The sequence below is a fragment of the Streptococcus agalactiae genome, assembly GCF_949788565.1.
GTDB classification, from domain to species: domain Bacteria; phylum Bacillota; class Bacilli; order Lactobacillales; family Streptococcaceae; genus Streptococcus; species Streptococcus agalactiae.
The window spans coordinates 69,857-95,000 of the sequence record NZ_OX460931.1; the positions used below are offsets into that span (position 1 = coordinate 69,857).

Sequence of the window (25,144 nt, forward strand, 5' to 3'; positions counted from 1 at the left end):
TGTACTCGGCTTTTTTTGTGAAAACGAATAATAGATACCTCCGTTTATGGTGATACAAATGAAATCGATTGGCTTTAATCTGAAAATTAGTAATGAAAAAACAAATATAATTAAAGCGCTTTCAAGAAATGTTTCCGAAAGATTGAAAAAAAGTTCACAAAAAAGTTGTGAAACTATTTACAAAGTTTTTAAATATGCTATAATAATCTCGTAAACAAATTTGTGAAACATTTAACAAATCAAAAGGAGTCTCAAATGACTGAAAAAACTAAAGCAGTAGAAACTACAGATGTTGCTCTTGCAATTGATACATTGGTTCAAAACGGTTTAAAAGCACTTGATGAGATGCGTCAACTTAATCAAGAACAAGTTGATTATATTGTAGCTAAAGCTTCTGTTGCAGCCTTGGATGCCCATGGAGAACTTGCTCTTCATGCAGTAGAAGAAACTGGTCGTGGTGTCTTTGAAGATAAAGCGACAAAAAATTTATTTGCATGTGAACACGTCGTTAACAACATGCGTCATACAAAGACAGTGGGAGTTATTGAAGAAGACGATGTCACAGGCTTGACATTAATTGCTGAACCAGTAGGAGTTGTCTGTGGTATCACGCCAACAACCAACCCAACTTCAACTGCTATTTTCAAGTCATTAATCTCTCTTAAAACACGTAATCCAATTATTTTTGCCTTCCACCCATCAGCACAAGAATCATCAGCACATGCAGCACGTATTGTTCGTGATGCTGCTATTGCTGCTGGAGCTCCTGAAAATTGTGTCCAATGGATTGAACAACCATCAATTGATGCAACTAATGCTTTGATGAACCATGATGGTATTGCCACTATCCTTGCGACAGGTGGTAATGCGATGGTTAAAGCTGCCTACTCATGTGGGAAACCTGCCCTTGGTGTAGGTGCTGGGAATGTTCCAGCTTATGTTGAAAAATCAGCTAATATCCGTCAAGCTGCTCACGATATTGTTATGTCTAAATCATTTGATAACGGTATGGTATGTGCATCAGAACAGGCTGTTATTATTGATAAAGAAATTTATAAAGAATTTGTTGAAGAATTTAAATCTTATCATACCTATTTCGTTAATAAGAAAGAAAAAGCTCTTCTTGAAGAATTCTGTTTTGGTGCAAAAGCAAATAGCAAAAACTGTGCTGGTGCAAAATTAAATCCAAATATTGTTGGAAAATCAGCAGTTTGGATTGCTGAACAAGCTGGATTTACTGTTCCAGAAGGAACAAATATTCTTGCCGCAGAATGTACTGAAGTTAGTGAAAAAGAACCTTTGACACGTGAAAAACTATCACCTGTTATTGCAGTATTGAAAGCTGAATCTACAGAAGATGGTGTTGAAAAAGCTCGTCAAATGGTTGAGTTTAATGGTCTAGGGCACTCAGCTGCTATTCATACAAAAGATGCAGACTTAGCTCGTGAATTTGGAACTAGAATTCGTGCTATCCGTGTTATTTGGAATTCTCCTTCTACTTTTGGTGGTATTGGGGATGTTTACAATGCTTTCTTGCCATCATTGACTCTTGGTTGTGGTTCGTATGGACGTAACTCAGTTGGTGATAACGTTAGTGCTATAAATCTCTTGAATATCAAAAAAGTAGGAAGACGTAGAAATAATATGCAATGGTTTAAAGTCCCTTCAAAAACATACTTCGAACGTGATTCTATTCAATATTTGCAAAAATGTCGCGATGTTGAACGTGTCATGATTGTTACAGATCACGCTATGGTTGAGCTTGGTTTCTTGGATCGTATCATTGAACAACTTGATCTTCGTCGCAATAAAGTTGTTTATCAGATTTTTGCTGAAGTAGAACCAGATCCAGACATTACAACAGTAATGAAAGGAACAGATTTGATGCGTACCTTCAAACCAGACACTATTATTGCATTAGGTGGTGGTTCTCCTATGGATGCTGCGAAAGTTATGTGGCTCTTCTATGAACAACCAGAAGTTGATTTCCATGACCTCGTTCAAAAATTCATGGATATCCGTAAACGTGCGTTCAAATTCCCAGAACTTGGTAAGAAAACAAAATTTGTTGCTATTCCAACAACTTCTGGAACAGGTTCTGAAGTGACACCATTTGCCGTTATCTCTGACAAAGCAAATAATCGTAAATATCCAATCGCTGATTATTCATTAACACCAACTGTAGCTATCGTTGATCCGGCCCTTGTTATGACTGTTCCTGGTTTTATTGCGGCTGATACGGGTATGGATGTATTGACACATGCAACAGAGGCTTATGTTTCACAGATGGCAAATGATTATACAGACGGACTTGCTCTTCAAGCAATTAAAATTGTGTTTGACTACTTAGAACGCTCAGTAAAAGATGCTGATTTTGAAGCACGTGAAAAGATGCACAATGCGTCAACTATGGCAGGTATGGCTTTCGCCAATGCATTCTTAGGTATTTCTCACTCAATGGCGCATAAAATTGGCGCACAATTCCATACCGTACACGGACGTACAAATGCAATTCTTTTGCCGTATGTTATCCGCTATAATGGAACTCGTCCAGCTAAAACAGCAACATGGCCTAAGTACAATTACTATCGTGCTGATGAAAAGTATCAAGATATTGCTAAATTACTCGGCTTACCAGCAGCAACACCAGAAGAAGCTGTCGAATCATATGCAAAAGCTGTGTATGACCTTGGAACACGTTTAGGTATTAAGATGAATTTCCGCGACCAAGGTATTGATGAAAAAGAATGGAAAGAAAAATCTCGTGAACTAGCTTTCTTAGCATATGAAGATCAATGTTCACCAGCAAATCCACGCCTTCCGATGGTAGATCACATGCAAGAAATCATCGAAGATGCTTATTATGGTTATGAGGAACGTCCAGGACGTCGTAAGTAACAGCAGTCGAAGAATCTCACTCTATTGAGTGGGATTTTTAGTTTCAAAAAGATTAACCGGTTAAGAATATTTTCAAAAAATTTTCTGAAAATCACTTGACATAGTTTGTGAAGAATAATACAATATAAAATGTAAACGATTACAAAATAAGATATATTTATTTCTAGGAGGTTTTATCATGAAAGCAGTTGTTGTTAATCAAGCTAGTACAGGTGTTGAAGTTGTTGAGCATGATCTTCCAAAAGTTGGTCATGGTGAAGCACTTGTAAAAGTAGAATACTGTGGTGTATGCCATACTGATTTACACGTTGCACATGGAGATTTCGGCCAGGTACCAGGACGCATTTTGGGTCACGAAGGCATTGGTATAGTAGAAGAAATTGGAGAAGGTGTAACGTCTTTGAGGGTTGGTGATCGTGTCTCTATTGCATGGTTCTTTGAAGGGTGCGGTCATTGCGAATACTGTACTACAGGACGTGAGACGCTTTGTCGTAGTGTTAAAAATGCTGGATACAGTGTTGATGGTGGTATGAGTGAATACGCTATTGTTACCGCGGACTATGCGGTTAAGGTTCCTGAGGGATTAGATCCAGCTCAAGCATCATCAATCACTTGTGCTGGAGTAACAACATACAAGGCTATCAAAGAAGCTGGAGCTGCTACTGGTCAGTGGATTGCAGTGTATGGTGCAGGTGGTCTTGGAAACTTAGCAGTCCAATATGCAAAAAAAGTATTCAATGCTCATGTTGTAGCTGTTGATATTAACGCAGATAAACTTCAATTAGCTAAAGAGGTTGGAGCAGATTTGACAGTTAATGGCAAAGAAATAAAAGATGTTGCGGCCTATATTCAAGAAAAGACAGGCGGTTGTCATGGAGTGGTTGTGACTGCTGTTTCTAAAGTTGCGTTTAATCAGGCGATTGACAGCGTTCGTGCTGGAGGTACAGTGGTAGCTGTTGGTCTTCCATCAGAATATATGGAATTGAGTATTGTAAAAACAGTACTTGATGGGATTCGTGTGGTTGGTTCCTTAGTTGGAACTCGTAAAGACTTAGAAGAAGCCTTCGCATTTGGAGCAGAAGGCTTGGTAGTACCGGTGGTTGAAAAAGTGCCTGTGGATACAGCTCCTCAAGTATTCGATGAAATGGAAAGAGGATTGATTCAAGGACGTAAAGTTCTCGACTTTACAAAGTGATAATGATATTACGCCCCCCCTTTATTTTAATAAAGGGGGGGTAATTATATAACGAACAATGGACATGTTATTAAATTGTGTTACAATAACTAAAAGATATTTATATAAAGAGGGATTCTTATGGCAATAGTATATCAATCAACACGTGATGCTAGTAATAAAGTGACAGCTAGTCAAGCGATTCTAAAGGGATTAGCTGACGATGGAGGACTCTTTACCCCCATCACATTTCCAAAAGTTGATTTAGATTTCACTAAACTTAAGGATGCTTCCTACCAAGAAGTGGCTAAACTCGTTTTGTCAGCTTTTTTTGATGATTTTACTGAACAAGAATTGGATTACTGTATTAGTCAAGCTTATGATACTAAATTTGATACAACTGAAATAGCCCCGTTAGTAAAGGTTGGAGAACGGTATCACCTTGAATTATTTCACGGTCCTACAATTGCATTTAAAGATATGGCTTTATCCATTCTTCCTTATTTGCTAACAACAGCAGCCAAAAAACAAGGGGTTGATAATAAAATCGTTATTTTAACAGCAACATCAGGTGACACTGGCAAGGCAGCGATGGCAGGTTTTGCAGATGTTCCAGGAACTGAGATTATTGTCTTTTATCCTAAAAATGGTGTTAGTTATATCCAAGAATTGCAGATGATAACACAAGCCGGGCAAAATACCCATGTTGTTGCGATTGAAGGAAATTTTGATGATGCACAGACTTCGGTTAAAGAAATGTTCAATAATTCCATTCTTCGATCAAAATTATCACAGCAGCATATGCAGTTATCATCAGCCAATTCAATGAACATCGGTCGCCTTGTTCCTCAAATTGTTTACTATATATATGCATATGCTCAATTAGTTAAGTCAAAGGAAATCTTAATTGGTCAACCAATTAATTTTAGTGTACCTACAGGGAATTTTGGTAATATTTTAGCAGCATATTATGCTAGTCAAATTGGATTACCTGTTACCAAACTCATTTGTGCCTCAAATGATAATAACGTTCTAACAGATTTTTTTAAGACACAAACCTACGATAAAAATCGAGAATTTAAAGTGACATCAAGTCCCTCTATGGATATTTTGGTCTCCTCTAATCTAGAACGATTAATCTTTCACCTTTTAGGCGATGATGCAGAAACGACTAAAAAATTAATGGAAGATTTAGTGACTACTGGGGAGTATGCCTTAGAGGCTAGGCAAGCAAATATTTTAGAGAGCTTTGTAGCGGGATTTGCGACAGAACAATTTGTTGAATTAGACATCAAACGTTTATTTGACCAGTATCAGTATATAGAGGATCCGCATACAGCTGTAGCATCAGCTGTTTATCAAGCTTATCAGACAGAAACTAAAGATCAAACTCCAACAGTAATTGTGTCAACAGCAAGTCCTTATAAGTTCCCGTGTGTTGTTACAAAGGCTATTACAAATAAAGAAGAGATACAGGATTTCGCTGCTATTTCAATCTTAAACGATTTGTCAGGTGTTTCTTTGCCTAGGGCGGTTACAGATCTACAAAAGGCCGAAGTAATCCATAGAACGGTAGTACCTACCTCAAATATGCGAGAAACGGTTGAAGAGTGTCTAGGTTTGAAACAATAATAAAAATACGATTGTTTTAAAATATTTAGAGTGAGAAAGAAACATTTTAGAAATTTTCCCATCACTCTCTTTTTAATGATTCTGGGTAATAGAAAGGAGATGCTGTGCGTTATAGTAAAGAGATTATTCAGTTAGCTATACCAGCTATGATTGAAAATATCTTACAAATGCTCATGGGAGTAGTTGATAATTATCTAGTGGCTCAGTTAGGTGTTGTAGCAGTATCAGGTGTTTCAGTTGCTAATAATATAATTACTATTTATCAAGCTATTTTTATAGCTTTAGGGGCGAGTATAGCAAGTCTATTGGCCAAGTCGTTAGCAGGTAGTGAGAAGGATGATGCAATTTCAGTATGTTCTCAAGCCATTTTTCTAACATTACTGATAGGGGCAATATTAGGAATTATCTCGATTGTTTTTGGACAAACTTTCTTTAAACTTTTAGGGACAACAAAAAGTGTCGCACAAGTTGGTGGTTTATATTTAGCAATTGTGGGTGGAGGTGTTGTTACTTTAGGAATGTTAACCACCCTAGGCTCATTTTTACGTGTGCAAGGGCAACCTCGTTTACCAATGTATGTCAGTATTTTTGTCAATTTCCTCAATGCAGTCTTATCAGGTTTTGCTATTTTTGAGTGGCGCTATGGTTTGGTCGGAGTGGCAGTATCAACTCTTATCGCAAGATTAATTGGTATTTGTATCCTTACGAAGTATCTTCCTATTAAAAAAATAATAAAAAGAATGACTTGGAAAATCAGTGCACAAATTTTGAATCTTGCCTTACCATCAGCAGGAGAACGTCTGATGATGCGAGCTGGAGATGTTGTTATAGTTGCTATTGTTGTTCAGTTAGGTACAAATGTTGTAGCGGGAAATGCTATTGGAGAAACCTTGACACAATTTAATTATATGCCAGGACTTGGCATCGCAACTGCTACAATTATCCTAACTGCAAAATATGTAGGACAAAAAAATAGAGAATCTATAGAAGAAACTATTCAAAGTTCGTATTATATTGGCTTAGTTCTAATGACCCTTATATCAAGTTTTATGCTTCTTGCAGGCAAACCATTGACACAGTTATTTACAAATAATCCTTCTGCCATTAAAGGAAGTTTGATTGTTATTTTGCTATCTTTCGTAGGAGTACCTGCTACTATTGGGACCTTGATTTATACAGCAGCTTGGCAAGGATTAGGAAATGCTAAACTCCCATTTTACACAACGACTATAGGCATGTGGTTAATCAGAGTAGTTCTTGGTTATTTATTAGGAATAGTTTTTGAATTAGGTTTGCTTGGGGTTTGGATGGCTACGATAGCAGATAATATCTTTAGGTGGCTGTTTTTGAAAGTTCGCTATCATCGATATATTCAAAAAATGTAACCAGAAATGGTTGCATTTTTTTGAAAAAAAATAAAATAATGCTTGCGTGTGCTGTTTTTTTTTGATATCATATACTGGTGCTGTGTATGAACAGCTTTAGCTATGATGCAAGAGGTTGCGACACGCTAGGTTGCATTGCCACGCAACTCGTGTTGGTTTTCTTGAGGAGCTAGCCTATTATCGTAAATAGACGAGAGGAGAAAAGATGGCAAACAAAAAAATCCGTATCCGTTTGAAAGCGTACGAACACCGTACACTTGATACAGCGGCAGAAAAAATCGTTGAAACTGCAACACGTACAGGTGCTACAGTTGCTGGACCAGTTCCGCTTCCAACTGAACGCAGTCTTTACACAATTATTCGTGCGACTCACAAATATAAAGATTCTCGCGAACAGTTTGAAATGCGTACACACAAACGTTTGGTAGACATCATCAACCCAACACAAAAAACTGTTGATGCTTTGATGAAACTTGATCTTCCAAGTGGTGTCAACGTAGAAATCAAACTTTAATTTGATTTCTGAGCACAAAAAACGCTCGTAAAAAACTTTTTTGAGCACAAAAAACGCTCATAAAAAACTTTTTGAAATAAAATAAGAAAAGGAAATATTTTCTCATGACAAAAGGAATCTTAGGGAAAAAAGTGGGAATGACTCAAATCTTCACTGAATCAGGCGAATTCATCCCTGTTACTGTCATTGAAGCAACTCCAAACGTTGTGCTTCAAGTTAAAACTGTTGAAACAGACGGTTACGAAGCAGTTCAGGTTGGTTTTGATGACAAACGTGAAGTATTGAGTAACAAACCTGCCAAAGGCCATGTTGCAAAAGCAAACACAGCTCCTAAGCGCTTCATTCGTGAATTCAAAAACATTGAAGGCTTAGAAGTTGGTGCAGAATTATCTGTAGAACAATTTGAAGCTGGTGATGTTGTTGACGTCACAGGGACATCAAAAGGTAAAGGTTTCCAAGGTGTTATCAAACGCCATGGTCAATCACGTGGTCCTATGGCTCACGGTTCTCGTTACCATCGTCGTCCAGGTTCTATGGGACCTGTTGCGCCTAACCGCGTTTTCAAAAACAAACGCTTGGCAGGACGTATGGGTGGTAACCGTGTAACAGTTCAAAACCTTGAAATTGTACAAGTTATCCCAGAGAAAAACGTTGTCCTCATCAAAGGTAACGTACCAGGTGCTAAGAAATCTCTTATCACTATCAAATCAGCAGTTAAAGCTGCTAAATAATAAGAAAGGAGAAAACAGTTAAAATGGCAAACGTTAAACTATTTGACCAAACTGGTAAAGAAGTTAGCTCAGTTGAACTTAACGAAGCTATCTTCGGTATCGAACCAAACGAATCAGTTGTTTTTGATGTTGTAATCAGCCAACGCGCTAGCCTTCGCCAAGGTACTCACGCGGTTAAAAACCGTTCAGCAGTATCTGGTGGTGGACGTAAACCATGGCGTCAAAAAGGAACTGGACGCGCTCGTCAAGGTTCTATCCGCTCACCACAATGGCGTGGTGGTGGTGTTGTCTTTGGACCAACTCCACGTTCATACGGCTACAAACTTCCACAAAAAGTTCGTCGCCTTGCGTTGAAATCAGTTTATTCAGCAAAAGTTGCTGAAGATAAATTTGTAGCTGTAGAAAACCTTTCGTTTGCAGCTCCAAAAACTGCTGAATTTGCGTCAGTTCTTTCAGCACTTAGCATTGATTCAAAAGTACTTGTAATCCTTGAAGAAGGTAACGAATTTGCTGCACTTTCAGCGCGTAACCTTCCAAACGTTACAGTTGCTACTGCAACTACTGCAAGTGTTCTTGATATCGTTAACGCAGACAAACTTCTTGTTACTAAAGAAGCAATCTCTACAATCGAGGGGGTTCTTGCATAATGAATTTGTATGACGTAATCAAAAAACCTGTTATCACTGAGAAATCAATGGTTGCTCTTGAAGCAGGGAAATATACATTTGAAGTTGACACACGTGCACACAAACTTTTGATCAAACAAGCTGTTGAAGCTGCATTTGACGGAGTAAAAGTTGCAAGTGTAAACACTGTGACAGTTAAACCCAAAGCAAAACGTGTTGGTCGTTACACAGGTTTTACTTCAAAAACTAAAAAAGCTATTATCACTCTTACAGCTGATTCAAAAGCAATCGAGTTGTTTGCTGCTGAAGCTGAATAATCTAAGGAGGAAATAACGTGGGTATTAAAGTTTATAAACCAACGACAAATGGCCGTCGTAATATGACTTCTTTGGATTTTGCAGAAATCACTACAAACACTCCTGAGAAATCATTGCTTGTTTCACTAAAGAATAAAGCAGGACGTAACAACAACGGACGTATTACTGTTCGTCACCAAGGTGGTGGACACAAACGTCATTACCGTTTGATTGACTTCAAACGTAATAAAGATGGTGTTGAAGCAGTTGTTAAAACAATTGAATACGATCCAAATCGTACTGCAAATATTGCTCTTGTACACTATACTGATGGTGTTAAAGCTTACATCCTTGCGCCTAAAGGCCTTGAAGTAGGTCAACGCATTATTTCTGGTCCAGAAGCAGACATCAAAGTTGGTAACGCACTTCCGCTTGCTAACATTCCAGTCGGTACAGTTATCCATAATATTGAATTGCAACCAGGTAAAGGTGCTGAATTGATTCGTGCCGCTGGTGCTTCTGCTCAAGTACTTGGTCAAGAAGGTAAATATGTTCTTGTTCGCCTTCAATCAGGTGAAGTACGTATGATCCTTGGTACTTGCCGTGCAACAATTGGTACTGTTGGTAATGAACAACAATCACTTGTTAACATTGGTAAAGCAGGACGTAATCGTTGGAAAGGTGTTCGCCCTACAGTTCGTGGTTCTGTAATGAACCCTAACGATCACCCACACGGTGGTGGTGAAGGTAAAGCACCAGTTGGTCGTAAAGCACCATCTACTCCATGGGGTAAACCTGCACTTGGACTTAAAACTCGTAATAAGAAAGCTAAATCAGACAAACTTATTGTTCGTCGTCGTAACCAAAAATAATAGGTTAATAGCATAATCTTATACAAATCCGCCAGCTCGGTAGTACACTATAGTGTACAGGCCGTTGTGGTACATTATTTAAAGGAGAAAACTACAAAATGGGACGTAGTCTTAAAAAAGGACCTTTCGTCGACGAGCATTTAATGAAAAAAGTTGAAGCTCAAGCAAATGACGAAAAGAAAAAAGTAATCAAAACTTGGTCACGTCGTTCAACGATTTTCCCAAGTTTCATCGGATACACAATCGCAGTTTATGATGGACGTAAACATGTTCCTGTTTATATCCAAGAGGACATGGTAGGTCACAAACTTGGTGAATTTGCACCAACACGTACTTACAAAGGTCACGCAGCTGACGACAAGAAAACACGTCGTTAATAGGAGGAGGACACAATGGCAGAAATTACTTCAGCTAAAGCAATGGCTCGTACAGTGCGTGTTTCACCTCGTAAAACACGTTTAGTACTTGATCTTATCCGTGGTAAGAATGTTGCTGACGCAATCGCAATCTTAAAATTCACTCCAAACAAAGCAGCTCGTGTTATTGAGAAAACTCTTAACTCAGCAATTGCAAATGCAGAAAACAACTTTGGTTTGGAAAAAGCAAACTTGGTAGTATCTGAAACATTCGCTAACGAAGGACCAACAATGAAACGTTTCCGTCCACGTGCGAAAGGTTCAGCTTCACCAATCAACAAACGTACAACTCACGTAACTGTAGTTGTATCAGAAAAATAAGGAGGTAAAATCGTGGGTCAAAAAGTACATCCAATTGGTATGCGTGTCGGAATCATCCGTGACTGGGATGCGAAATGGTATGCTGAAAAAGAATACGCGGATTACCTTCATGAAGATCTTGCAATCCGTAAATTCATTAATAAAGAATTAGCTGACGCATCAGTTTCAACTATTGAAATTGAACGTGCAGTAAACAAAGTTATTGTTTCACTTCACACTGCTAAACCAGGTATGGTTATCGGTAAAGGTGGAGCAAACGTTGACGCTCTTCGTGGTCAACTTAACAAATTAACTGGAAAACAAGTACACATCAACATCATCGAAATCAAACAACCTGATTTAGATGCTCACCTTGTTGGTGAAAACATTGCTCGTCAATTAGAGCAACGTGTTGCTTTCCGTCGTGCTCAAAAACAAGCAATCCAACGTACAATGCGTGCAGGAGCTAAAGGTATTAAAACTCAAGTTTCTGGTCGTTTGAACGGTGCTGATATCGCTCGTGCTGAAGGTTATTCAGAAGGAACTGTTCCACTTCACACGCTTCGTGCTGATATCGACTATGCTTGGGAAGAAGCTGACACAACTTATGGTAAACTTGGCGTTAAAGTTTGGATTTACCGTGGAGAAGTTCTTCCAGCTCGTAAAAACACTAAAGGAGGCAAATAACAAATGTTAGTACCTAAACGTGTTAAACACCGTCGCGAATTCCGTGGAAAAATGCGCGGTGAGGCTAAAGGTGGTAAAGAAGTTTCATTCGGTGAATACGGACTTCAAGCTACAACTAGCCACTGGATTACAAACCGTCAAATCGAAGCTGCCCGTATTGCGATGACTCGTTACATGAAACGTGGTGGTAAAGTTTGGATTAAAATCTTCCCACACAAATCATACACTGCAAAAGCTATCGGTGTACGTATGGGTTCTGGTAAAGGGGCACCTGAAGGTTGGGTAGCACCAGTTAAACGTGGTAAAGTGATGTTTGAAATTGCTGGTGTTTCTGAAGAAGTTGCACGTGAAGCATTACGTCTTGCTAGCCACAAATTACCAGTTAAATGCAAATTCGTAAAACGTGAAGCAGAATAAGGAGAAGACATGAAACTTCAAGAAATTAAAGATTTTGTTAAAGAGCTTCGTGGATTGTCTCAAGAAGAACTTGCTAAGAAAGAAAACGAACTCAAAAAAGAATTGTTTGATCTTCGTTTCCAAGCTGCAGCAGGTCAACTTGAAAAGACTGCTCGCCTTGACGAAGTTAAGAAACAAATTGCACGTGTTAAAACTGTGCAATCAGAAATGAAATAATAGATTGGGAAAGGAGAAATTCTAAATGGAACGTAATCAACGTAAAACTCTTTACGGACGCGTAGTGTCTGACAAGATGGATAAAACAATCACAGTTGTAGTTGAAACTAAACGTAACCACCCAGTCTATGGTAAACGTATCAACTATTCTAAAAAATATAAAGCACATGATGAAAACAACGTTGCTAAAGAAGGCGATATCGTTCGTATCATGGAAACTCGCCCACTTTCAGCTACAAAACGTTTCCGTCTTGTGGAAGTAGTGGAAAAAGCTGTTATTATCTAATCAAACTAAAAGGAGAAAATTGAAATGATTCAACAAGAAACTCGCTTGAAAGTTGCTGATAATAGCGGTGCTCGTGAGATCTTGACTATCAAAGTACTTGGTGGTTCAGGACGTAAATTCGCTAACATCGGTGACGTAATCGTTGCTTCTGTAAAACAAGCTACTCCTGGTGGAGCAGTTAAAAAAGGTGATGTGGTTAAAGCTGTTATCGTTCGTACAAAAACTGGTGCACGTCGCCCAGACGGTTCATACATCAAATTTGACGACAATGCTGCTGTAATCATCCGTGACGATAAAACTCCTCGCGGAACTCGTATCTTTGGCCCAGTTGCACGTGAATTGCGTGAAGGTGGCTACATGAAGATCGTTTCATTGGCACCAGAAGTACTTTAATCTCAGATTAACAAACGTAGTCCCCTAGGATTTCCTAGGGTGCCTTTCGAGGCGTAAGAAAAATAGGAGAAAAACTCAAATGTTTGTAAAAAAAGGCGACAAAGTTCGCGTTATTGCTGGTAAGGACAAAGGCACTGAAGCTGTAGTTCTTAAAGCTCTTCCAAAAGTAAACAAAGTTGTTGTTGAAGGCGTAGCCCTCATCAAGAAACATCAAAAACCAAATAACGAAAACCCTCAAGGCGCTATCGTTGAAAAAGAAGCTCCAATCCATGTGTCAAACGTTCAAGTTCTTGATAAAAATGGTGTAGCAGGACGTGTTGGTTACAAAGTTGTTGACGGCAAAAAAGTTCGTTACAACAAAAAATCAGGCGAAGTGCTTGATTAATCACGAAGGAAAGGAGAAGCATAATGGCAAATCGCTTAAAAGAAAAATATACTAATGAAGTTGTTCCTGCGTTGACAGAAAAATTTAACTATTCATCTGTTATGGCTGTGCCAAAAGTTGAGAAAATCGTTCTTAACATGGGTGTTGGTGATGCTGTATCAAACGCTAAAAATCTTGAGAAAGCTGCTGCTGAGTTAGCACTTATTTCAGGTCAAAAACCACTTATTACTAAAGCTAAGAAATCAATCGCTGGCTTCCGTCTTCGTGAAGGTGTAGCGATCGGTGCAAAAGTTACCCTCCGTGGTGAACGTATGTACGAATTCTTGGATAAATTAGTTTCTGTTTCACTTCCACGTGTACGTGACTTCCATGGTGTTCCAACGAAATCATTTGATGGACGTGGAAACTACACTCTTGGAGTTAAAGAACAATTGATCTTCCCAGAAATCAACTTTGATGACGTTGATAAAGTACGTGGTCTTGATATCGTTATCGTTACTACTGCTAACACTGATGAAGAGTCACGTGAATTGCTAAAAGGCCTTGGAATGCCTTTTGCAAAGTAATCTAGGAGGTAAATAAATTGGCTAAAAAATCTATGATTGCTAAGAACAAACGCCCAGCGAAGTTCTCTACGCAAGCTTACACTCGTTGTGAAAAATGCGGACGTCCACACTCAGTTTACCGCAAATTCCAACTTTGCCGTGTTTGCTTCCGTGACTTGGCTTATAAAGGTCAAGTACCAGGCGTAACTAAAGCATCTTGGTAATAAATTAATGATGCTTTGTGTTTAAAAGGTGTCGTTGATAATGGCACTGATTTTTAAACGCAAATATACTAAGACCTAGTCTTACAACGTCCGTAAGGACTCATTAATTAGCAAGTGATTAAATTCAAACTGCTAATAAGAGGAGAATTAAAAAATGGTTATGACTGACCCAATTGCAGACTTTTTAACTCGTATTCGTAATGCTAATCAAGCAAAACATGAAGTGTTAGAAGTACCTGCATCAAACATTAAAAAAGGGATTGCTGATATCCTTAAACGTGAAGGTTTTGTAAAAAACGTTGAAGTTATTGAAGATGACAAACAAGGCATCATCCGTGTGTTCCTTAAATATGGACAAAATGGTGAACGTGTTATCACTAACTTGAAACGTATTTCAAAACCAGGTCTTCGTGTTTATACTAAACATGAAGATATGCCTAAAGTTCTTAACGGACTTGGTATTGCAATTGTATCAACTTCTGAAGGTCTTTTAACTGACAAAGAAGCTCGCCAAAAAAATGTTGGTGGAGAAGTACTTGCATATATTTGGTAAAATTTTACCTAAAATGCTCATTGACTCACAGTATAATCCTGTGGTCTCATGAGTCCCCGTGAAAACTAGTTGCTCAAGCAACTTGACAATTTAACAGGAGAAAATAAACATGTCACGTATTGGTAATAAAGTAATTACATTGCCTGCAGGTGTTGAAATCATTAACAAGGATAATGTTGTTACTGTAAAAGGACCTAAAGGCGAACTCACTCGTGAGTTTAATAAAAATATTGGAATCACTGTTGAAGGGACTGAAGTAACAGTTACTCGTCCTAACGACTCAAAAGAAATGAAAACAATTCATGGTACAACTCGTGCGAACTTGAACAACATGGTTGTTGGTGTTTCTGAAGGTTTCAAAAAAGCTCTTGAAATGCGCGGTGTTGGTTACCGTGCACAACTTCAAGGATCAAAACTTGTTCTTTCTGTTGGTAAGTCTCACCAAGACGAAGTTGAAGCTCCAGAAGGTGTTACTTTTGAAGTGCCAACTCCAACAACAATCAACGTAATCGGTATCAACAAAGAAAGCGTTGGACAAACTGCTGCTTACGTTCGTAGCTTACGTTCACCAGAACCATATAAAGGTAAAGGTATTCGTTACGTTGGTGAATTCGTACGCCGTAAAGAAGGTAAAACAGGTAAATAATAGGATTGATAGATTTTGTAGAATCTTTTCTGCAAATTCTCTATCCTTTCATTTTAATATTGTCATTTTGACATAACAATATATTTAAGAGGTGAAAATTGTGATTTCGAAACCAGATAAAAATAAAATCCGCCAAAAACGCCACCGTCGCGTTCGCGGTAAACTCTCTGGAACTGCTGATCGCCCACGTTTGAACATTTTCCGTTCTAATACAGGCATCTACGCTCAAGTAATTGATGACGTAGCGGGTGTAACGCTCGCAAGTGCATCAACTCTTGATAAAGAAGTTTCTAACGGAACAAAAACAGAACAAGCCGTTGTTGTCGGTAAACTTGTTGCTGAACGCGCAGTAGCTAAAGGTATTTCTGAAGTGGTGTTTGACCGCGGTGGATATCTCTATCACGGACGTGTAAAAGCTTTGGCTGACTCAGCTCGTGAAAACGGATTGAAATTCTAATAGGGAGGACACTTAATAATGGCATTTAAAGATAATGCAGTAGAACTTGAAGAGCGCGTTGTTGCGATTAACCGCGTTACAAAAGTTGTTAAAGGTGGACGTCGTCTACGTTTTGCAGCTCTTGTAGTTGTTGGTGACCGTAATGGTCGTGTTGGTTTTGGTACAGGTAAAGCTCAAGAAGTACCAGAAGCTATTCGCAAAGCTGTTGAAGCTGCTAAGAAAAACATGGTTGAAGTTCCTATGGTCGGTACAACAATTCCTCACGAAGTTCGTTCAGAATTTGGTGGAGCGAAAGTATTGTTGAAACCAGCTGTTGAGGGTGCTGGGGTTGCCGCTGGTGGTGCTGTTCGTGCCGTCATCGAATTAGCAGGTGTTGCAGATATTACATCTAAATCACTTGGTTCAAACACTCCAATCAACATTGTTCGCGCAACTGTTGAGGGCTTGAAACAATTAAAACGTGCAGAAGAAGTTGCTGCTTTACGTGGCATTTCTGTTTCTGACTTAGCATAAGAAAGGGGATTATAATGGCTCAAATTAAAATTACTTTGACTAAGTCTCCAATCGGTCGCAAACCAGAACAACGTAAAACTGTTGTTGCCCTTGGACTTGGTAAATTAAACTCTTCAGTTGTTAAGGAAGATAATGCTGCCATCCGTGGTATGGTTAACGCTATCTCTCACTTAGTAACTGTTGAAGAAGCTTAATTAAATGCTAAATCGCACTGATTGTTATTGGTGCGATTTAAACAAATCGTATAGGCGAGTCTTTGCGGGGAGTACCTTTCCCCTCGTAAAGGCGTTAGCATTTTACAAATAAGGAGAAAAAATAATGAAACTTCATGAATTAAAACCTGCAGAAGGATCACGTAAAGTCCGCAATCGTGTGGGTCGCGGTACATCTTCAGGTAATGGTAAAACTTCTGGACGTGGTCAAAAAGGACAAAAAGCGCGTAGTGGTGGTGGAGTACGCCTTGGTTTTGAAGGTGGACAAACTCCATTGTTCCGCCGTATGCCAAAACGTGGGTTCTCAAACATCAATGCAAAAGAATATGCTCTTGTGAATCTTGACCAATTAAATGTCTTTGAAGATGGTACTGAAGTAACTCCAGTTGTCCTTAAAGAAGCTGGAATCGTGCGTGCTGAAAAATCAGGCGTTAAAATTCTTGGTAATGGTGAATTAACTAAGAAATTGTCTGTTAAAGCAGCTAAGTTTTCTAAATCTGCTGAAGCAGCTATCACTGCTAAAGGTGGTTCAATCGAAGTCATCTAATTAATGAGAGGTAACTCATTATGTTTTTAAAATTACTTAGAGATGCACTCAAAGTAAAGATGGTAAGAAATAAAATTTTATTTACTATCTTTATCCTTCTTGTATTTCGTATCGGAACGCATATCACAGTACCGGGCATCAATGTTAAGAGTTTAGAACAAATGGGTGAACTTCCATTTCTAAATATGCTTAACTTAGTTAGTGGTAATGCAATGAGAAACTTTTCGGTATTCTCTATGGGAGTTAGCCCTTACATTACTGCGTCTATTGTTGTTCAGCTACTTCAAATGGATATTCTTCCGAAGTTTGTTGAATGGGGAAAACAAGGAGAGGTAGGTCGTCGTAAGCTTAACCAAGCTACACGTTATATTTCTTTGTTCCTTGCATTCGTACAATCAATTGGTATTACTGCTGGTTTTAACACTCTATCAAGTGTTGCTTTAGTTAAAACTCCGAATGTACAAACATATTTGCTTATTGGTGCAATCCTTACAACAGGTAGTATGGTGGTTACTTGGCTAGGTGAACAAATTACTGATAAGGGATTCGGAAATGGAGTGTCTATGATTATCTTTGCGGGTATCATTTCTTCCATTCCAAGTGCAATTACAACTATCTACGAAGATTTCTTTGTAAATGTACGCTCTTCAGCAATTACAAATTCTTACATCTTTGTCGGGATTCTTATTGTAGCAGTATTAGCAATTGTATTTTTTACAACATTTATTCAACAAGCTGAATACAAAATTCCAATCCAATATACAAAACTTGTTCAAGGAGCTCCTACAAGTTCATATCTTCCTCTAAAAGTAAATCCAGCTGGTGTTATTCCCGTTATCTTTGCTAGCTCGATTACAACAATTCCAAGTACGATTATTCCTTTCTTTCAAAATGGTAAAGAAATTCCTTGGCTTACTAAACTCCAAGAATTACTTAATTATCAAACCCCAGTCGGTATGATTATCTATGCTATCTTGATTATTCTGTTCTCTTTCTTCTATACTTTTGTACAAGTAAACCCTGAAAAGACAGCAGAGAATCTTCAAAAAAATTCGTCCTACATTCCAAGTATTCGACCAGGACGAGAAACAGAAGAATATATGTCATCGCTATTGAAAAAATTAGCAACAATTGGTTCAGTATTTCTAGCATTTATTTCCTTGTTACCAATTATTGCTCAACAAGCGTTGCATTTGTCATCAAGTATTGCGTTAGGTGGGACAAGCTTACTCATTTTGATTGCAACAGGTATTGAAGGTATGAAACAACTCGAGGGCTATCTTTTAAAGAGACGCTATGTTGGATTCATGAATACAACAGAATAGAATATAGGTTGACTCTGTCAACCTTCTATTTTGTTTTTTAATAAGTCCGACACGCTGTGTTGGATTTATTTAAAAATAAAATAAGGAGACTATAATGAATCTTTTAATTATGGGTTTGCCTGGTGCTGGTAAAGGTACTCAAGCAGCTAAGATTGTTGAAGAATTTGGTGTTGCTCATATCTCAACAGGGGATATGTTCCGCGCCGCAATTGCTAATCAAACCGAAATGGGGCGTTTAGCTAAAAGTTATATTGATAAAGGTGAATTGGTTCCTGATGAAGTAACAAACGGGATTGTAAAAGAGCGCTTAGCTGAGGATGATATCGCAGAAAAAGGTTTTTTACTTGATGGGTATCCACGTACTATTGAACAAGCACACGCCTTAGATGCTACGCTTGAAGAACTAGGACTACGCTTAGATGGTGTTATTAATATTAAAGTGGATCCATCATGTCTTGTAGAGCGTTTGAGTGGTCGTATTATCAATCGTAAAACTGGTGAAACTTTCCATAAAGTGTTCAACCCACCAGTAGATTATAAAGAAGAAGATTACTATCAACGTGAAGATGATAAGCCTGAAACTGTCAAACGTCGCTTGGACGTTAATATTGCTCAAGGAGAACCTATTCTTGAACACTATCGTAAGCTTGGTCTTGTTACAGATATTGAAGGTAATCAAGAAATAACAGAAGTTTTTGCAGATGTTGAACAAGCGTTGCTAGAACTCAAATAAATTATGCTAATCTACTTGCATAAGTAGATTAGTAATGATATACTAAGTTAGTCTGACTTATAATTGTTACCTCTTTACAGAGGACATCAAATCGAAATTTAGGGGGTACTTTTGCGTGGCAAAAGAAGATGTGATTGAAATTGAAGGTAAAGTTGTTGAAACTATGCCTAATGCAATGTTTACTGTTGAGTTGGAAAATGGACACCAAATTTTGGCAACTGTATCAGGAAAAATCCGTAAAAACTACATCCGTATTTTGGTAGGTGATCGTGTTACTGTTGAAATGAGCCCATACGATTTAACACGTGGACGCATCACATACCGCTTTAAATAGTCGAAATAATTGGAGGGATTAAAACATGAAGGTAAGACCATCGGTTAAACCAATTTGCGAATACTGTAAAGTTATTCGTCGTAACGGTCGTGTTATGGTAATTTGTCCGACAAACCCAAAACACAAACAACGTCAAGGATAATATAGAAAGGAGATAAAATGGCTCGTATTGCTGGAGTTGATATTCCAAATGACAAACGTGTAGTAATTTCACTTACTTATGTATACGGAATTGGTCTTTCTACATCTAAAAAAATCTTAGCAGCTGCAGGTATTTCTGAAGATATCCGCGTTAAAGATTTGACACCAGATCAAGAGGACGCTATCCGTCGTGAAGTTGATGCAATCAAAGTTGAAGGTGACCTACGTCGTGAGGTAAACTTGAATATTAAACGTTTGATGGAAATCGGTTCATACCGTGGAATCCGTCACCGTCGTGGACTTCCTGTCCGTGGACAAAATACTAAAAATAACGCTCGCACTCGTAAAGGTAAAGCTGTTGCGATTGCAGGTAAGAAAAAATAAAATAGGAGGTAAAACAATTGGCTAAACCAACACGCAAACGTCGTGTGAAAAAGAACATCGAATCTGGTGTTGCTCATATTCACGCTACATTCAATAACACTATTGTTATGATTACAGATGTGCATGGTAACGCTCTTGCATGGTCATCAGCTGGTGCTCTTGGATTTAAAGGTTCTCGTAAATCTACTCCATTTGCTGCTCAAATGGCTGCTGAAGCTGCTGCTAAATCTGCACAAGAACACGGTCTTAAAACTGTTGAAGTTACTGTAAAAGGTCCTGGTTCAGGTCGTGAATCTGCTATCCGTGCCCTTGCTGCAGCTGGTCTTGAAGTAACTGCAATTCGTGATGTGACTCCTGTACCACATAATGGTGCTCGTCCTCCAAAACGTCGTCGTGTATAATCATAGCATTTTATAGTACACAACTTTTCGTTTAAGAGGGAGTAACTAAATGATTGAGTTTGAAAAACCAATAATAACAAAAATTGATGAAAATAAAGATTACGGCAGATTTGTCATCGAACCACTAGAACGTGGCTACGGTACAACTCTAGGAAACTCTCTTCGTCGTGTGCTTCTGTCTTCACTTCCAGGTGCAGCAGTCACATCAATCAAAATTGATGGAGTATTACACGAATTTGATACTATCCCAGGTGTACGTGAAGATGTGATGCAAATCATCCTTAATGTAAAAGGACTTGCTGTGAAATCTTACGTCGAAGACGAAAAGATTATCGAACTAGACGTTGAAGGTCCTGCAGAAATTACTGCCGGAGATATTTTAACAGATAGTGATATCGAAATTGTAAACCCTGACCATTATCTTTTCACAATTGCTGAAGGTCACAGTTTGAAAGCAACAATGACAGTTGCTAAAAACCGAGGTTATGTTCCAGCAGAAGGAAATAAAAAAGATGATGCACCAGTGGGAACATTGGCTGTAGATTCAATCTATACACCAGTGAAAAAAGTTAATTATCAAGTTGAACCTGCTCGTGTAGGTAGTAACGATGGCTTTGATAAATTAACTATTGAAATCATGACAAATGGCACAATCATTCCTGAGGATGCTCTTGGTCTTTCAGCTCGCGTCTTAATTGAACACTTAAACTTGTTTACTGATTTAACAGAGGTTGCTAAAGCAACTGAAGTAATGAAGGAAACAGAGAAAGTGAACGATGAGAAAGTGCTTGACCGGACAATTGAGGAACTTGATTTGTCAGTGCGCTCATATAACTGTTTAAAACGTGCTGGAATTAATACAGTATTTGATTTAACAGAAAAAACTGAGCCTGAAATGATGAAAGTCCGAAACTTAGGACGTAAGAGTCTTGAAGAAGTTAAAATCAAACTTGCCGATCTAGGTCTTGGATTAAAAAACGATAAATAAAATAGGAGGACATAATGGCTTACCGTAAACTAGGACGCACTAGCTCACAACGTAAGGCAATGCTTCGTGATTTGACAACCGATCTTCTTATCAACGAATCAATTGTAACTACTGAAGCACGTGCTAAAGAAATCCGTAAAACAGTTGAAAAAATGATTACTCTAGGTAAACGTGGTGATTTACATGCTCGTCGTCAAGCTGCTGCTTATGTACGTAATGAAATTGCATCAGAAAACTATGATGAAGCTTCTGATAAATATACATCAACAACAGCTCTTCAAAAACTTTTTGACGACATTGCACCTCGTTATGCTGAACGTAACGGAGGATACACTCGTATTCTTAAAACAGAACCACGCCGTGGCGATGCTGCCCCAATGGCAATTATTGAATTAGTATAATTTTTATCAATTTTGTTGAGTGTTATGATGATGGAATCAATTGATTCTTAGTCTAGCTCTGGTCTACCGCTGAGAATTATTCTCAGCGGGAACACTCATCATATATTGTTAAATAGGTAACGCTTGTTTACGAAATACAAACAATTTTGTTTATATTTCGTAAGCAGGCGTTTTATGCATTATTATATTTATTGGATATTTTCAATGAGCAAAGAATTTAATCGCTAGATTACATTTCTCAATAGTGGTTATATAATTTCTCTTAATTGAATATAGAGGCATAGTTATATCTATACTAAATTTATAAAATACAAAAATAGTATTGACAGGAAGTAGAAATATTTAGTATAATGAATAAGTTGTCTCAAGAGAGCAGTTTCTATTAGCGCGTAGTTAACAACTTAAAAAAAGTAGTTGACAAAGCAGAATAAGTTTGCTAGAATATAGAAGTTGTCTCAAGAGAGGCAAAGACCTTTGAAAACTGAACAAGACGAACGAATGTGCAGGGTGGATTTACACTGTAAATCCGTCAATGACAAAAAAACAATAAATCTGTCAGCGAGACAGAAAAGAGCAAAGCTCAAACTTTTAATGAGAGTTTGATCCTGGCTCAGGACGAACGCTGGCGGCGTGCCTAATACATGCAAGTAGAACGCTGAGGTTTGGTGTTTACACTAGACTGATGAGTTGCGAACGGGTGAGTAACGCGTAGGTAACCTGCCTCATAGCGGGGGATAACTATTGGAAACGATAGCTAATACCGCATAAGAGTAATTAACACATGTTAGTTATTTAAAAGGAGCAATTGCTTCACTGTGAGATGGACCTGCGTTGTATTAGCTAGTTGGTGAGGTAAAGGCTCACCAAGGCGACGATACATAGCCGACCTGAGAGGGTGATCGGCCACACTGGGACTGAGACACGGCCCAGACTCCTACGGGAGGCAGCAGTAGGGAATCTTCGGCAATGGACGGAAGTCTGACCGAGCAACGCCGCGTGAGTGAAGAAGGTTTTCGGATCGTAAAGCTCTGTTGTTAGAGAAGAACGTTGGTAGGAGTGGAAAATCTACCAAGTGACGGTAACTAACCAGAAAGGGACGGCTAACTACGTGCCAGCAGCCGCGGTAATACGTAGGTCCCGAGCGTTGTCCGGATTTATTGGGCGTAAAGCGAGCGCAGGCGGTTCTTTAAGTCTGAAGTTAAAGGCAGTGGCTTAACCATTGTACGCTTTGGAAACTGGAGGACTTGAGTGCAGAAGGGGAGAGTGGAATTCCATGTGTAGCGGTGAAATGCGTAGATATATGGAGGAACACCGGTGGCGAAAGCGGCTCTCTGGTCTGTAACTGACGCTGAGGCTCGAAAGCGTGGGGAGCAAACAGGATTAGATACCCTGGTAGTCCACGCCGTAAACGATGAGTGCTAGGTGTTAGGCCCTTTCCGGGGCTTAGTGCCGCAGCTAACGCATTAAGCACTCCGCCTGGGGAGTACGACCGCAAGGTTGAAACTCAAAGGAATTGACGGGGGCCCGCACAAGCGGTGGAGCATGTGGTTTAATTCGAAGCAACGCGAAGAACCTTACCAGGTCTTGACATCCTTCTGACCGGCCTAGAGATAGGCTTTCTCTTCGGAGCAGAAGTGACAGGTGGTGCATGGTTGTCGTCAGCTCGTGTCGTGAGATGTTGGGTTAAGTCCCGCAACGAGCGCAACCCCTATTGTTAGTTGCCATCATTAAGTTGGGCACTCTAGCGAGACTGCCGGTAATAAACCGGAGGAAGGTGGGGATGACGTCAAATCATCATGCCCCTTATGACCTGGGCTACACACGTGCTACAATGGTTGGTACAACGAGTCGCAAGCCGGTGACGGCAAGCTAATCTCTTAAAGCCAATCTCAGTTCGGATTGTAGGCTGCAACTCGCCTACATGAAGTCGGAATCGCTAGTAATCGCGGATCAGCACGCCGCGGTGAATACGTTCCCGGGCCTTGTACACACCGCCCGTCACACCACGAGAGTTTGTAACACCCGAAGTCGGTGAGGTAACCTTTTAGGAGCCAGCCGCCTAAGGTGGGATAGATGATTGGGGTGAAGTCGTAACAAGGTAGCCGTATCGGAAGGTGCGGCTGGATCACCTCCTTTCTAAGGATAAGGAAACCTGCCATTTGTGTCTTGTTTAGTTTTGAGAGGTCTTGTGGGGCCTTAGCTCAGCTGGGAGAGCGCCTGCTTTGCACGCAGGAGGTCAGCGGTTCGATCCCGCTAGGCTCCATTGAATCGAAAGATTCAAATTGTTCATTGAAAATTGAATATCTATATCAAATTCCACGATCTAGAAATAGATTGTAGAAAGTAACAAGAAAATAAACCGAAAACGCTGTGAATATTTAATGAGTTTTCTAGTTTTAAAGAAACTAGGTTAATAAGGTTAAGTTAATAAGGGCGCACGGTGGATGCCTTGGCACTAGAAGCCGAAGAAGGACGTGACTAACGACGAAATGCTTTGGGGAGCTGTAAGTAAGCGCTGATCCAGAGATGTCCGAATGGGGGAACCCACTAGTTAATGACTAGTATCCATATCTGTTAAGGATATGAGAAGGAAGACGCAGTGAACTGAAACATCTAAGTAGCTGCAGGAAGAGAAAGCAAAAGCGATTGCCTTAGTAGCGGCGAGCGAAACGGCAGGAGGGCAAACCGAAGTGTTTACACTTCGGGGTTGTAGGACTGCGATATAGGATTAATCATTATAGAAGAATTACCTGGGAAGGTAAGCCAAAGAGAGTAACAGCCTCGTATTTAAAATGATAGATTAACCTTAGCAGTATCCTGAGTACGGCGAGACACGCGAAATCTCGTCGGAATCTGGGAGGACCATCTCCCAACCCTAAATACTCTCTAGTGACCGATAGTGAACCAGTACCGTGAGGGAAAGGTGAAAAGCACCCCGGGAGGGGAGTGAAATAGAACCTGAAACCGTGTGCCTACAACAAGTTCGAGCCCGTTAATGGGTGAGAGCGTGCCTTTTGTAGAATGAACCGGCGAGTTACGATATGATGCGAGGTTAAGTTGAAGAGACGGAGCCGTAGGGAAACCGAGTCTTAATAGGGCGTCATAGTATCATGTTGTAGACCCGAAACCATGTGACCTACCCATGAGCAGGTTGAAGGTGAGGTAAAACTCACTGGAGGACCGAACCAGGGCACGTTGAAAAGTGCTTGGATGACTTGTGGGTAGCGGAGAAATTCCAAACGAACTTGGAGATAGCTGGTTCTCTCCGAAATAGCTTTAGGGCTAGCGTCGATGTTAAGTCTCTTGGAGGTAGAGCACTGTTTGGGTGAGGGGTCCATCCCGGATTACCAATCTCAGATAAACTCCGAATGCCAACGAGATATAATCGGCAGTCAGACTGCGAGTGCTAAGATCCGTAGTCGAAAGGGAAACAGCCCAGACCACCAGCTAAGGTCCCAAAATATATGTTAAGTGGAAAAGGATGTGGGGTTGCACAGACAACTAGGATGTTA

Annotated in this window: 33 protein-coding genes, 1 tRNA gene and 2 rRNA genes (1 of these 36 only partly in view); all 36 read left to right on the forward strand. The window is 39.5% G+C overall.

All coding sequences use genetic code 11. The annotated features are described in order from the left end of the window. Positions 1 to 255 precede the first annotated feature (255 nt). Positions 256 to 2,898 (forward strand): bifunctional acetaldehyde-CoA/alcohol dehydrogenase, encoded by a 2,643-nt coding sequence (gene adhE / locus QOR44_RS00440; protein WP_000137036.1) that lies wholly within the window; start codon positions 256 to 258, stop codon positions 2,896 to 2,898. Positions 2,899 to 3,076: 178 nt separating this feature from the next. Further along, entirely contained in the window at positions 3,077 to 4,093 is a 1,017-nt protein-coding gene (gene adhP / locus QOR44_RS00445) for an alcohol dehydrogenase AdhP (protein ID WP_283572655.1), read from the forward strand. Positions 4,094 to 4,213: 120 nt separating this feature from the next. Further along, the gene (thrC, locus tag QOR44_RS00450) at positions 4,214 to 5,704 is read left to right on the forward strand and encodes a threonine synthase (RefSeq protein ID WP_001029138.1); all 1,491 of its coding nucleotides are present in this window, start codon (positions 4,214 to 4,216) and stop codon (positions 5,702 to 5,704) included. A gap of 104 nt (positions 5,705 to 5,808) precedes the next feature. Continuing rightward, positions 5,809 to 7,089, forward strand: coding sequence for an MATE family efflux transporter (locus QOR44_RS00455; protein ID WP_001270708.1), 1,281 nt, complete (start codon positions 5,809 to 5,811; stop codon positions 7,087 to 7,089). Positions 7,090 to 7,294: 205 nt separating this feature from the next. Then, complete coding sequence (gene rpsJ, locus QOR44_RS00460) at positions 7,295 to 7,603, forward strand: 30S ribosomal protein S10 (RefSeq protein ID WP_001284518.1); 309 nt, start codon at positions 7,295 to 7,297, stop codon at positions 7,601 to 7,603. Positions 7,604 to 7,707: 104 nt separating this feature from the next. After that, a complete protein-coding gene (gene rplC / locus QOR44_RS00465) occupies positions 7,708 to 8,334 on the forward strand; it encodes a 50S ribosomal protein L3 (RefSeq protein WP_000160205.1) in 627 nt (208 codons plus the stop codon). Positions 8,335 to 8,357: 23 nt separating this feature from the next. After that, positions 8,358 to 8,981 (forward strand): 50S ribosomal protein L4, encoded by a 624-nt coding sequence (gene rplD / locus QOR44_RS00470; protein ID WP_000024418.1) that lies wholly within the window; start codon positions 8,358 to 8,360, stop codon positions 8,979 to 8,981. Further along, positions 8,981 to 9,277, forward strand: coding sequence for a 50S ribosomal protein L23 (locus tag QOR44_RS00475; protein ID WP_001055343.1), 297 nt, complete (start codon positions 8,981 to 8,983; stop codon positions 9,275 to 9,277). The genes rplD and QOR44_RS00475 overlap by 1 nt, the downstream gene beginning before the upstream one ends. Before the next feature lie 17 nt (positions 9,278 to 9,294). Further along, a complete protein-coding gene (gene rplB / locus QOR44_RS00480; protein ID WP_000511737.1) occupies positions 9,295 to 10,128 on the forward strand; it encodes a 50S ribosomal protein L2 in 834 nt (277 codons plus the stop codon). Between the two features lie 98 nt (positions 10,129 to 10,226). After that, the gene (gene rpsS, locus QOR44_RS00485) at positions 10,227 to 10,505 is read left to right on the forward strand and encodes a 30S ribosomal protein S19 (protein WP_000533765.1); all 279 of its coding nucleotides are present in this window, start codon (positions 10,227 to 10,229) and stop codon (positions 10,503 to 10,505) included. 15 nt (positions 10,506 to 10,520) lie between these two features. Then, a complete protein-coding gene (gene rplV, locus QOR44_RS00490; protein ID WP_000818141.1) occupies positions 10,521 to 10,865 on the forward strand; it encodes a 50S ribosomal protein L22 in 345 nt (114 codons plus the stop codon). A gap of 12 nt (positions 10,866 to 10,877) precedes the next feature. Beyond that, the gene (gene rpsC, locus QOR44_RS00495; protein WP_000529929.1) at positions 10,878 to 11,531 is read left to right on the forward strand and encodes a 30S ribosomal protein S3; all 654 of its coding nucleotides are present in this window, start codon (positions 10,878 to 10,880) and stop codon (positions 11,529 to 11,531) included. 3 nt (positions 11,532 to 11,534) lie between these two features. Beyond that, positions 11,535 to 11,948 (forward strand): 50S ribosomal protein L16, encoded by a 414-nt coding sequence (gene rplP / locus QOR44_RS00500; protein WP_000960950.1) that lies wholly within the window; start codon positions 11,535 to 11,537, stop codon positions 11,946 to 11,948. A gap of 9 nt (positions 11,949 to 11,957) precedes the next feature. Further along, positions 11,958 to 12,164 carry a 50S ribosomal protein L29 gene (rpmC, locus tag QOR44_RS00505; protein ID WP_000775731.1) on the forward strand — a complete coding sequence of 69 codons (207 nt, stop codon included), beginning with the start codon at positions 11,958 to 11,960 and terminating at the stop codon, positions 12,162 to 12,164. Between the two features lie 25 nt (positions 12,165 to 12,189). Beyond that, entirely contained in the window at positions 12,190 to 12,450 is a 261-nt protein-coding gene (gene rpsQ / locus QOR44_RS00510) for a 30S ribosomal protein S17 (RefSeq protein ID WP_000440811.1), read from the forward strand. 24 nt (positions 12,451 to 12,474) lie between these two features. Beyond that, positions 12,475 to 12,843 (forward strand): 50S ribosomal protein L14, encoded by a 369-nt coding sequence (gene rplN, locus QOR44_RS00515; RefSeq protein ID WP_000615920.1) that lies wholly within the window; start codon positions 12,475 to 12,477, stop codon positions 12,841 to 12,843. A gap of 79 nt (positions 12,844 to 12,922) precedes the next feature. Continuing rightward, entirely contained in the window at positions 12,923 to 13,228 is a 306-nt protein-coding gene (rplX, locus tag QOR44_RS00520; protein ID WP_000497687.1) for a 50S ribosomal protein L24, read from the forward strand. Positions 13,229 to 13,251: 23 nt separating this feature from the next. After that, positions 13,252 to 13,794 carry a 50S ribosomal protein L5 gene (gene rplE / locus QOR44_RS00525; protein ID WP_000013545.1) on the forward strand — a complete coding sequence of 181 codons (543 nt, stop codon included), beginning with the start codon at positions 13,252 to 13,254 and terminating at the stop codon, positions 13,792 to 13,794. 17 nt (positions 13,795 to 13,811) lie between these two features. Then, positions 13,812 to 13,997, forward strand: coding sequence for a type Z 30S ribosomal protein S14 (locus QOR44_RS00530; RefSeq protein WP_001085698.1), 186 nt, complete (start codon positions 13,812 to 13,814; stop codon positions 13,995 to 13,997). 154 nt (positions 13,998 to 14,151) lie between these two features. Further along, the gene (gene rpsH / locus QOR44_RS00535) at positions 14,152 to 14,550 is read left to right on the forward strand and encodes a 30S ribosomal protein S8 (RefSeq protein WP_000245501.1); all 399 of its coding nucleotides are present in this window, start codon (positions 14,152 to 14,154) and stop codon (positions 14,548 to 14,550) included. A 109-nt stretch (positions 14,551 to 14,659) separates the two neighbouring features. Continuing rightward, positions 14,660 to 15,196, forward strand: coding sequence for a 50S ribosomal protein L6 (gene rplF / locus QOR44_RS00540; RefSeq protein WP_000086620.1), 537 nt, complete (start codon positions 14,660 to 14,662; stop codon positions 15,194 to 15,196). Between the two features lie 100 nt (positions 15,197 to 15,296). Then, positions 15,297 to 15,653, forward strand: a complete 357-nt coding sequence (gene rplR / locus QOR44_RS00545; protein ID WP_001865622.1) for a 50S ribosomal protein L18 — start codon at positions 15,297 to 15,299, stop codon at positions 15,651 to 15,653. 18 nt (positions 15,654 to 15,671) lie between these two features. Continuing rightward, positions 15,672 to 16,166 (forward strand): 30S ribosomal protein S5, encoded by a 495-nt coding sequence (gene rpsE, locus QOR44_RS00550; RefSeq protein ID WP_000874200.1) that lies wholly within the window; start codon positions 15,672 to 15,674, stop codon positions 16,164 to 16,166. Between the two features lie 14 nt (positions 16,167 to 16,180). Beyond that, complete coding sequence (rpmD, locus tag QOR44_RS00555) at positions 16,181 to 16,360, forward strand: 50S ribosomal protein L30 (protein WP_000057245.1); 180 nt, start codon at positions 16,181 to 16,183, stop codon at positions 16,358 to 16,360. A 124-nt stretch (positions 16,361 to 16,484) separates the two neighbouring features. Further along, positions 16,485 to 16,925: a 50S ribosomal protein L15 gene (gene rplO / locus QOR44_RS00560; protein WP_000766093.1), complete on the forward strand. Its 441-nt coding sequence runs from the start codon at positions 16,485 to 16,487 to the stop codon at positions 16,923 to 16,925. 20 nt (positions 16,926 to 16,945) lie between these two features. Beyond that, a complete protein-coding gene (secY, locus tag QOR44_RS00565) occupies positions 16,946 to 18,250 on the forward strand; it encodes a preprotein translocase subunit SecY (RefSeq protein ID WP_000478891.1) in 1,305 nt (434 codons plus the stop codon). A gap of 94 nt (positions 18,251 to 18,344) precedes the next feature. Then, the gene (locus tag QOR44_RS00570; protein ID WP_001050419.1) at positions 18,345 to 18,983 is read left to right on the forward strand and encodes an adenylate kinase; all 639 of its coding nucleotides are present in this window, start codon (positions 18,345 to 18,347) and stop codon (positions 18,981 to 18,983) included. A 115-nt stretch (positions 18,984 to 19,098) separates the two neighbouring features. Then, entirely contained in the window at positions 19,099 to 19,317 is a 219-nt protein-coding gene (gene infA / locus QOR44_RS00575; protein ID WP_001040189.1) for a translation initiation factor IF-1, read from the forward strand. A 25-nt stretch (positions 19,318 to 19,342) separates the two neighbouring features. Beyond that, positions 19,343 to 19,459, forward strand: a complete 117-nt coding sequence (gene rpmJ, locus QOR44_RS00580) for a 50S ribosomal protein L36 (protein ID WP_000868345.1) — start codon at positions 19,343 to 19,345, stop codon at positions 19,457 to 19,459. Positions 19,460 to 19,476: 17 nt separating this feature from the next. Continuing rightward, on the forward strand, positions 19,477 to 19,842 hold the full coding sequence (rpsM, locus tag QOR44_RS00585) for a 30S ribosomal protein S13 (RefSeq protein ID WP_000090785.1): 366 nt from the start codon (positions 19,477 to 19,479) through the stop codon (positions 19,840 to 19,842). 17 nt (positions 19,843 to 19,859) lie between these two features. Further along, positions 19,860 to 20,243 (forward strand): 30S ribosomal protein S11, encoded by a 384-nt coding sequence (rpsK, locus tag QOR44_RS00590; RefSeq protein WP_001118387.1) that lies wholly within the window; start codon positions 19,860 to 19,862, stop codon positions 20,241 to 20,243. 49 nt (positions 20,244 to 20,292) lie between these two features. Continuing rightward, complete coding sequence (locus QOR44_RS00595) at positions 20,293 to 21,231, forward strand: DNA-directed RNA polymerase subunit alpha (RefSeq protein WP_000568977.1); 939 nt, start codon at positions 20,293 to 20,295, stop codon at positions 21,229 to 21,231. A 14-nt stretch (positions 21,232 to 21,245) separates the two neighbouring features. Then, positions 21,246 to 21,632 (forward strand): 50S ribosomal protein L17, encoded by a 387-nt coding sequence (gene rplQ / locus QOR44_RS00600; protein ID WP_000331497.1) that lies wholly within the window; start codon positions 21,246 to 21,248, stop codon positions 21,630 to 21,632. 587 nt (positions 21,633 to 22,219) lie between these two features. Then, a 16S ribosomal RNA gene (locus tag QOR44_RS00605) occupies positions 22,220 to 23,768 on the forward strand. 54 nt (positions 23,769 to 23,822) lie between these two features. After that, a tRNA-Ala gene (locus QOR44_RS00610) sits at positions 23,823 to 23,895 on the forward strand. A 154-nt stretch (positions 23,896 to 24,049) separates the two neighbouring features. Next, a 23S ribosomal RNA gene (locus QOR44_RS00615) occupies positions 24,050 to 25,144 on the forward strand; it runs 1,808 nt beyond the window's last position. The 16S and 23S rRNA genes sit together here with 1 tRNA gene alongside, the layout of an rRNA operon.

What these genes read in the sequence shown, in the direction of transcription:
- QOR44_RS00570 (WP_001050419.1), top strand. Translation starts at nt 18,345, where the DNA reads ATGAATCTTTTAATTATGGGTTTGCCTGGTGCTGGTAAAGGTACTCAA.
- rplQ (WP_000331497.1), top strand. Translation starts at nt 21,246, where the DNA reads ATGGCTTACCGTAAACTAGGACGCACTAGCTCACAACGTAAGGCAATG.
- rpsQ (WP_000440811.1), top strand. Translation starts at nt 12,190, where the DNA reads ATGGAACGTAATCAACGTAAAACTCTTTACGGACGCGTAGTGTCTGAC.
- rpsE (WP_000874200.1), top strand. Translation starts at nt 15,672, where the DNA reads ATGGCATTTAAAGATAATGCAGTAGAACTTGAAGAGCGCGTTGTTGCG.
- adhP (WP_283572655.1), top strand. Translation starts at nt 3,077, where the DNA reads ATGAAAGCAGTTGTTGTTAATCAAGCTAGTACAGGTGTTGAAGTTGTT.
- rpsS (WP_000533765.1), top strand. Translation starts at nt 10,227, where the DNA reads ATGGGACGTAGTCTTAAAAAAGGACCTTTCGTCGACGAGCATTTAATG.
- rplN (WP_000615920.1), top strand. Translation starts at nt 12,475, where the DNA reads ATGATTCAACAAGAAACTCGCTTGAAAGTTGCTGATAATAGCGGTGCT.
- secY (WP_000478891.1), top strand. Translation starts at nt 16,946, where the DNA reads ATGTTTTTAAAATTACTTAGAGATGCACTCAAAGTAAAGATGGTAAGA.
- rpmJ (WP_000868345.1), top strand. Translation starts at nt 19,343, where the DNA reads ATGAAGGTAAGACCATCGGTTAAACCAATTTGCGAATACTGTAAAGTT.
- rpsH (WP_000245501.1), top strand. Translation starts at nt 14,152, where the DNA reads ATGGTTATGACTGACCCAATTGCAGACTTTTTAACTCGTATTCGTAAT.
- rplC (WP_000160205.1), top strand. Translation starts at nt 7,708, where the DNA reads ATGACAAAAGGAATCTTAGGGAAAAAAGTGGGAATGACTCAAATCTTC.
- rpsJ (WP_001284518.1), top strand. Translation starts at nt 7,295, where the DNA reads ATGGCAAACAAAAAAATCCGTATCCGTTTGAAAGCGTACGAACACCGT.
- thrC (WP_001029138.1), top strand. Translation starts at nt 4,214, where the DNA reads ATGGCAATAGTATATCAATCAACACGTGATGCTAGTAATAAAGTGACA.
- rplE (WP_000013545.1), top strand. Translation starts at nt 13,252, where the DNA reads ATGGCAAATCGCTTAAAAGAAAAATATACTAATGAAGTTGTTCCTGCG.
- rplF (WP_000086620.1), top strand. Translation starts at nt 14,660, where the DNA reads ATGTCACGTATTGGTAATAAAGTAATTACATTGCCTGCAGGTGTTGAA.
- rplX (WP_000497687.1), top strand. Translation starts at nt 12,923, where the DNA reads ATGTTTGTAAAAAAAGGCGACAAAGTTCGCGTTATTGCTGGTAAGGAC.
- rpmD (WP_000057245.1), top strand. Translation starts at nt 16,181, where the DNA reads ATGGCTCAAATTAAAATTACTTTGACTAAGTCTCCAATCGGTCGCAAA.
- QOR44_RS00475 (WP_001055343.1), top strand. Translation starts at nt 8,981, where the DNA reads ATGAATTTGTATGACGTAATCAAAAAACCTGTTATCACTGAGAAATCA.
- rpsM (WP_000090785.1), top strand. Translation starts at nt 19,477, where the DNA reads ATGGCTCGTATTGCTGGAGTTGATATTCCAAATGACAAACGTGTAGTA.
- QOR44_RS00595 (WP_000568977.1), top strand. Translation starts at nt 20,293, where the DNA reads ATGATTGAGTTTGAAAAACCAATAATAACAAAAATTGATGAAAATAAA.
- rplP (WP_000960950.1), top strand. Translation starts at nt 11,535, where the DNA reads ATGTTAGTACCTAAACGTGTTAAACACCGTCGCGAATTCCGTGGAAAA.
- rplO (WP_000766093.1), top strand. Translation starts at nt 16,485, where the DNA reads ATGAAACTTCATGAATTAAAACCTGCAGAAGGATCACGTAAAGTCCGC.
- rpmC (WP_000775731.1), top strand. Translation starts at nt 11,958, where the DNA reads ATGAAACTTCAAGAAATTAAAGATTTTGTTAAAGAGCTTCGTGGATTG.
- adhE (WP_000137036.1), top strand. Translation starts at nt 256, where the DNA reads ATGACTGAAAAAACTAAAGCAGTAGAAACTACAGATGTTGCTCTTGCA.
- rplV (WP_000818141.1), top strand. Translation starts at nt 10,521, where the DNA reads ATGGCAGAAATTACTTCAGCTAAAGCAATGGCTCGTACAGTGCGTGTT.
- rplD (WP_000024418.1), top strand. Translation starts at nt 8,358, where the DNA reads ATGGCAAACGTTAAACTATTTGACCAAACTGGTAAAGAAGTTAGCTCA.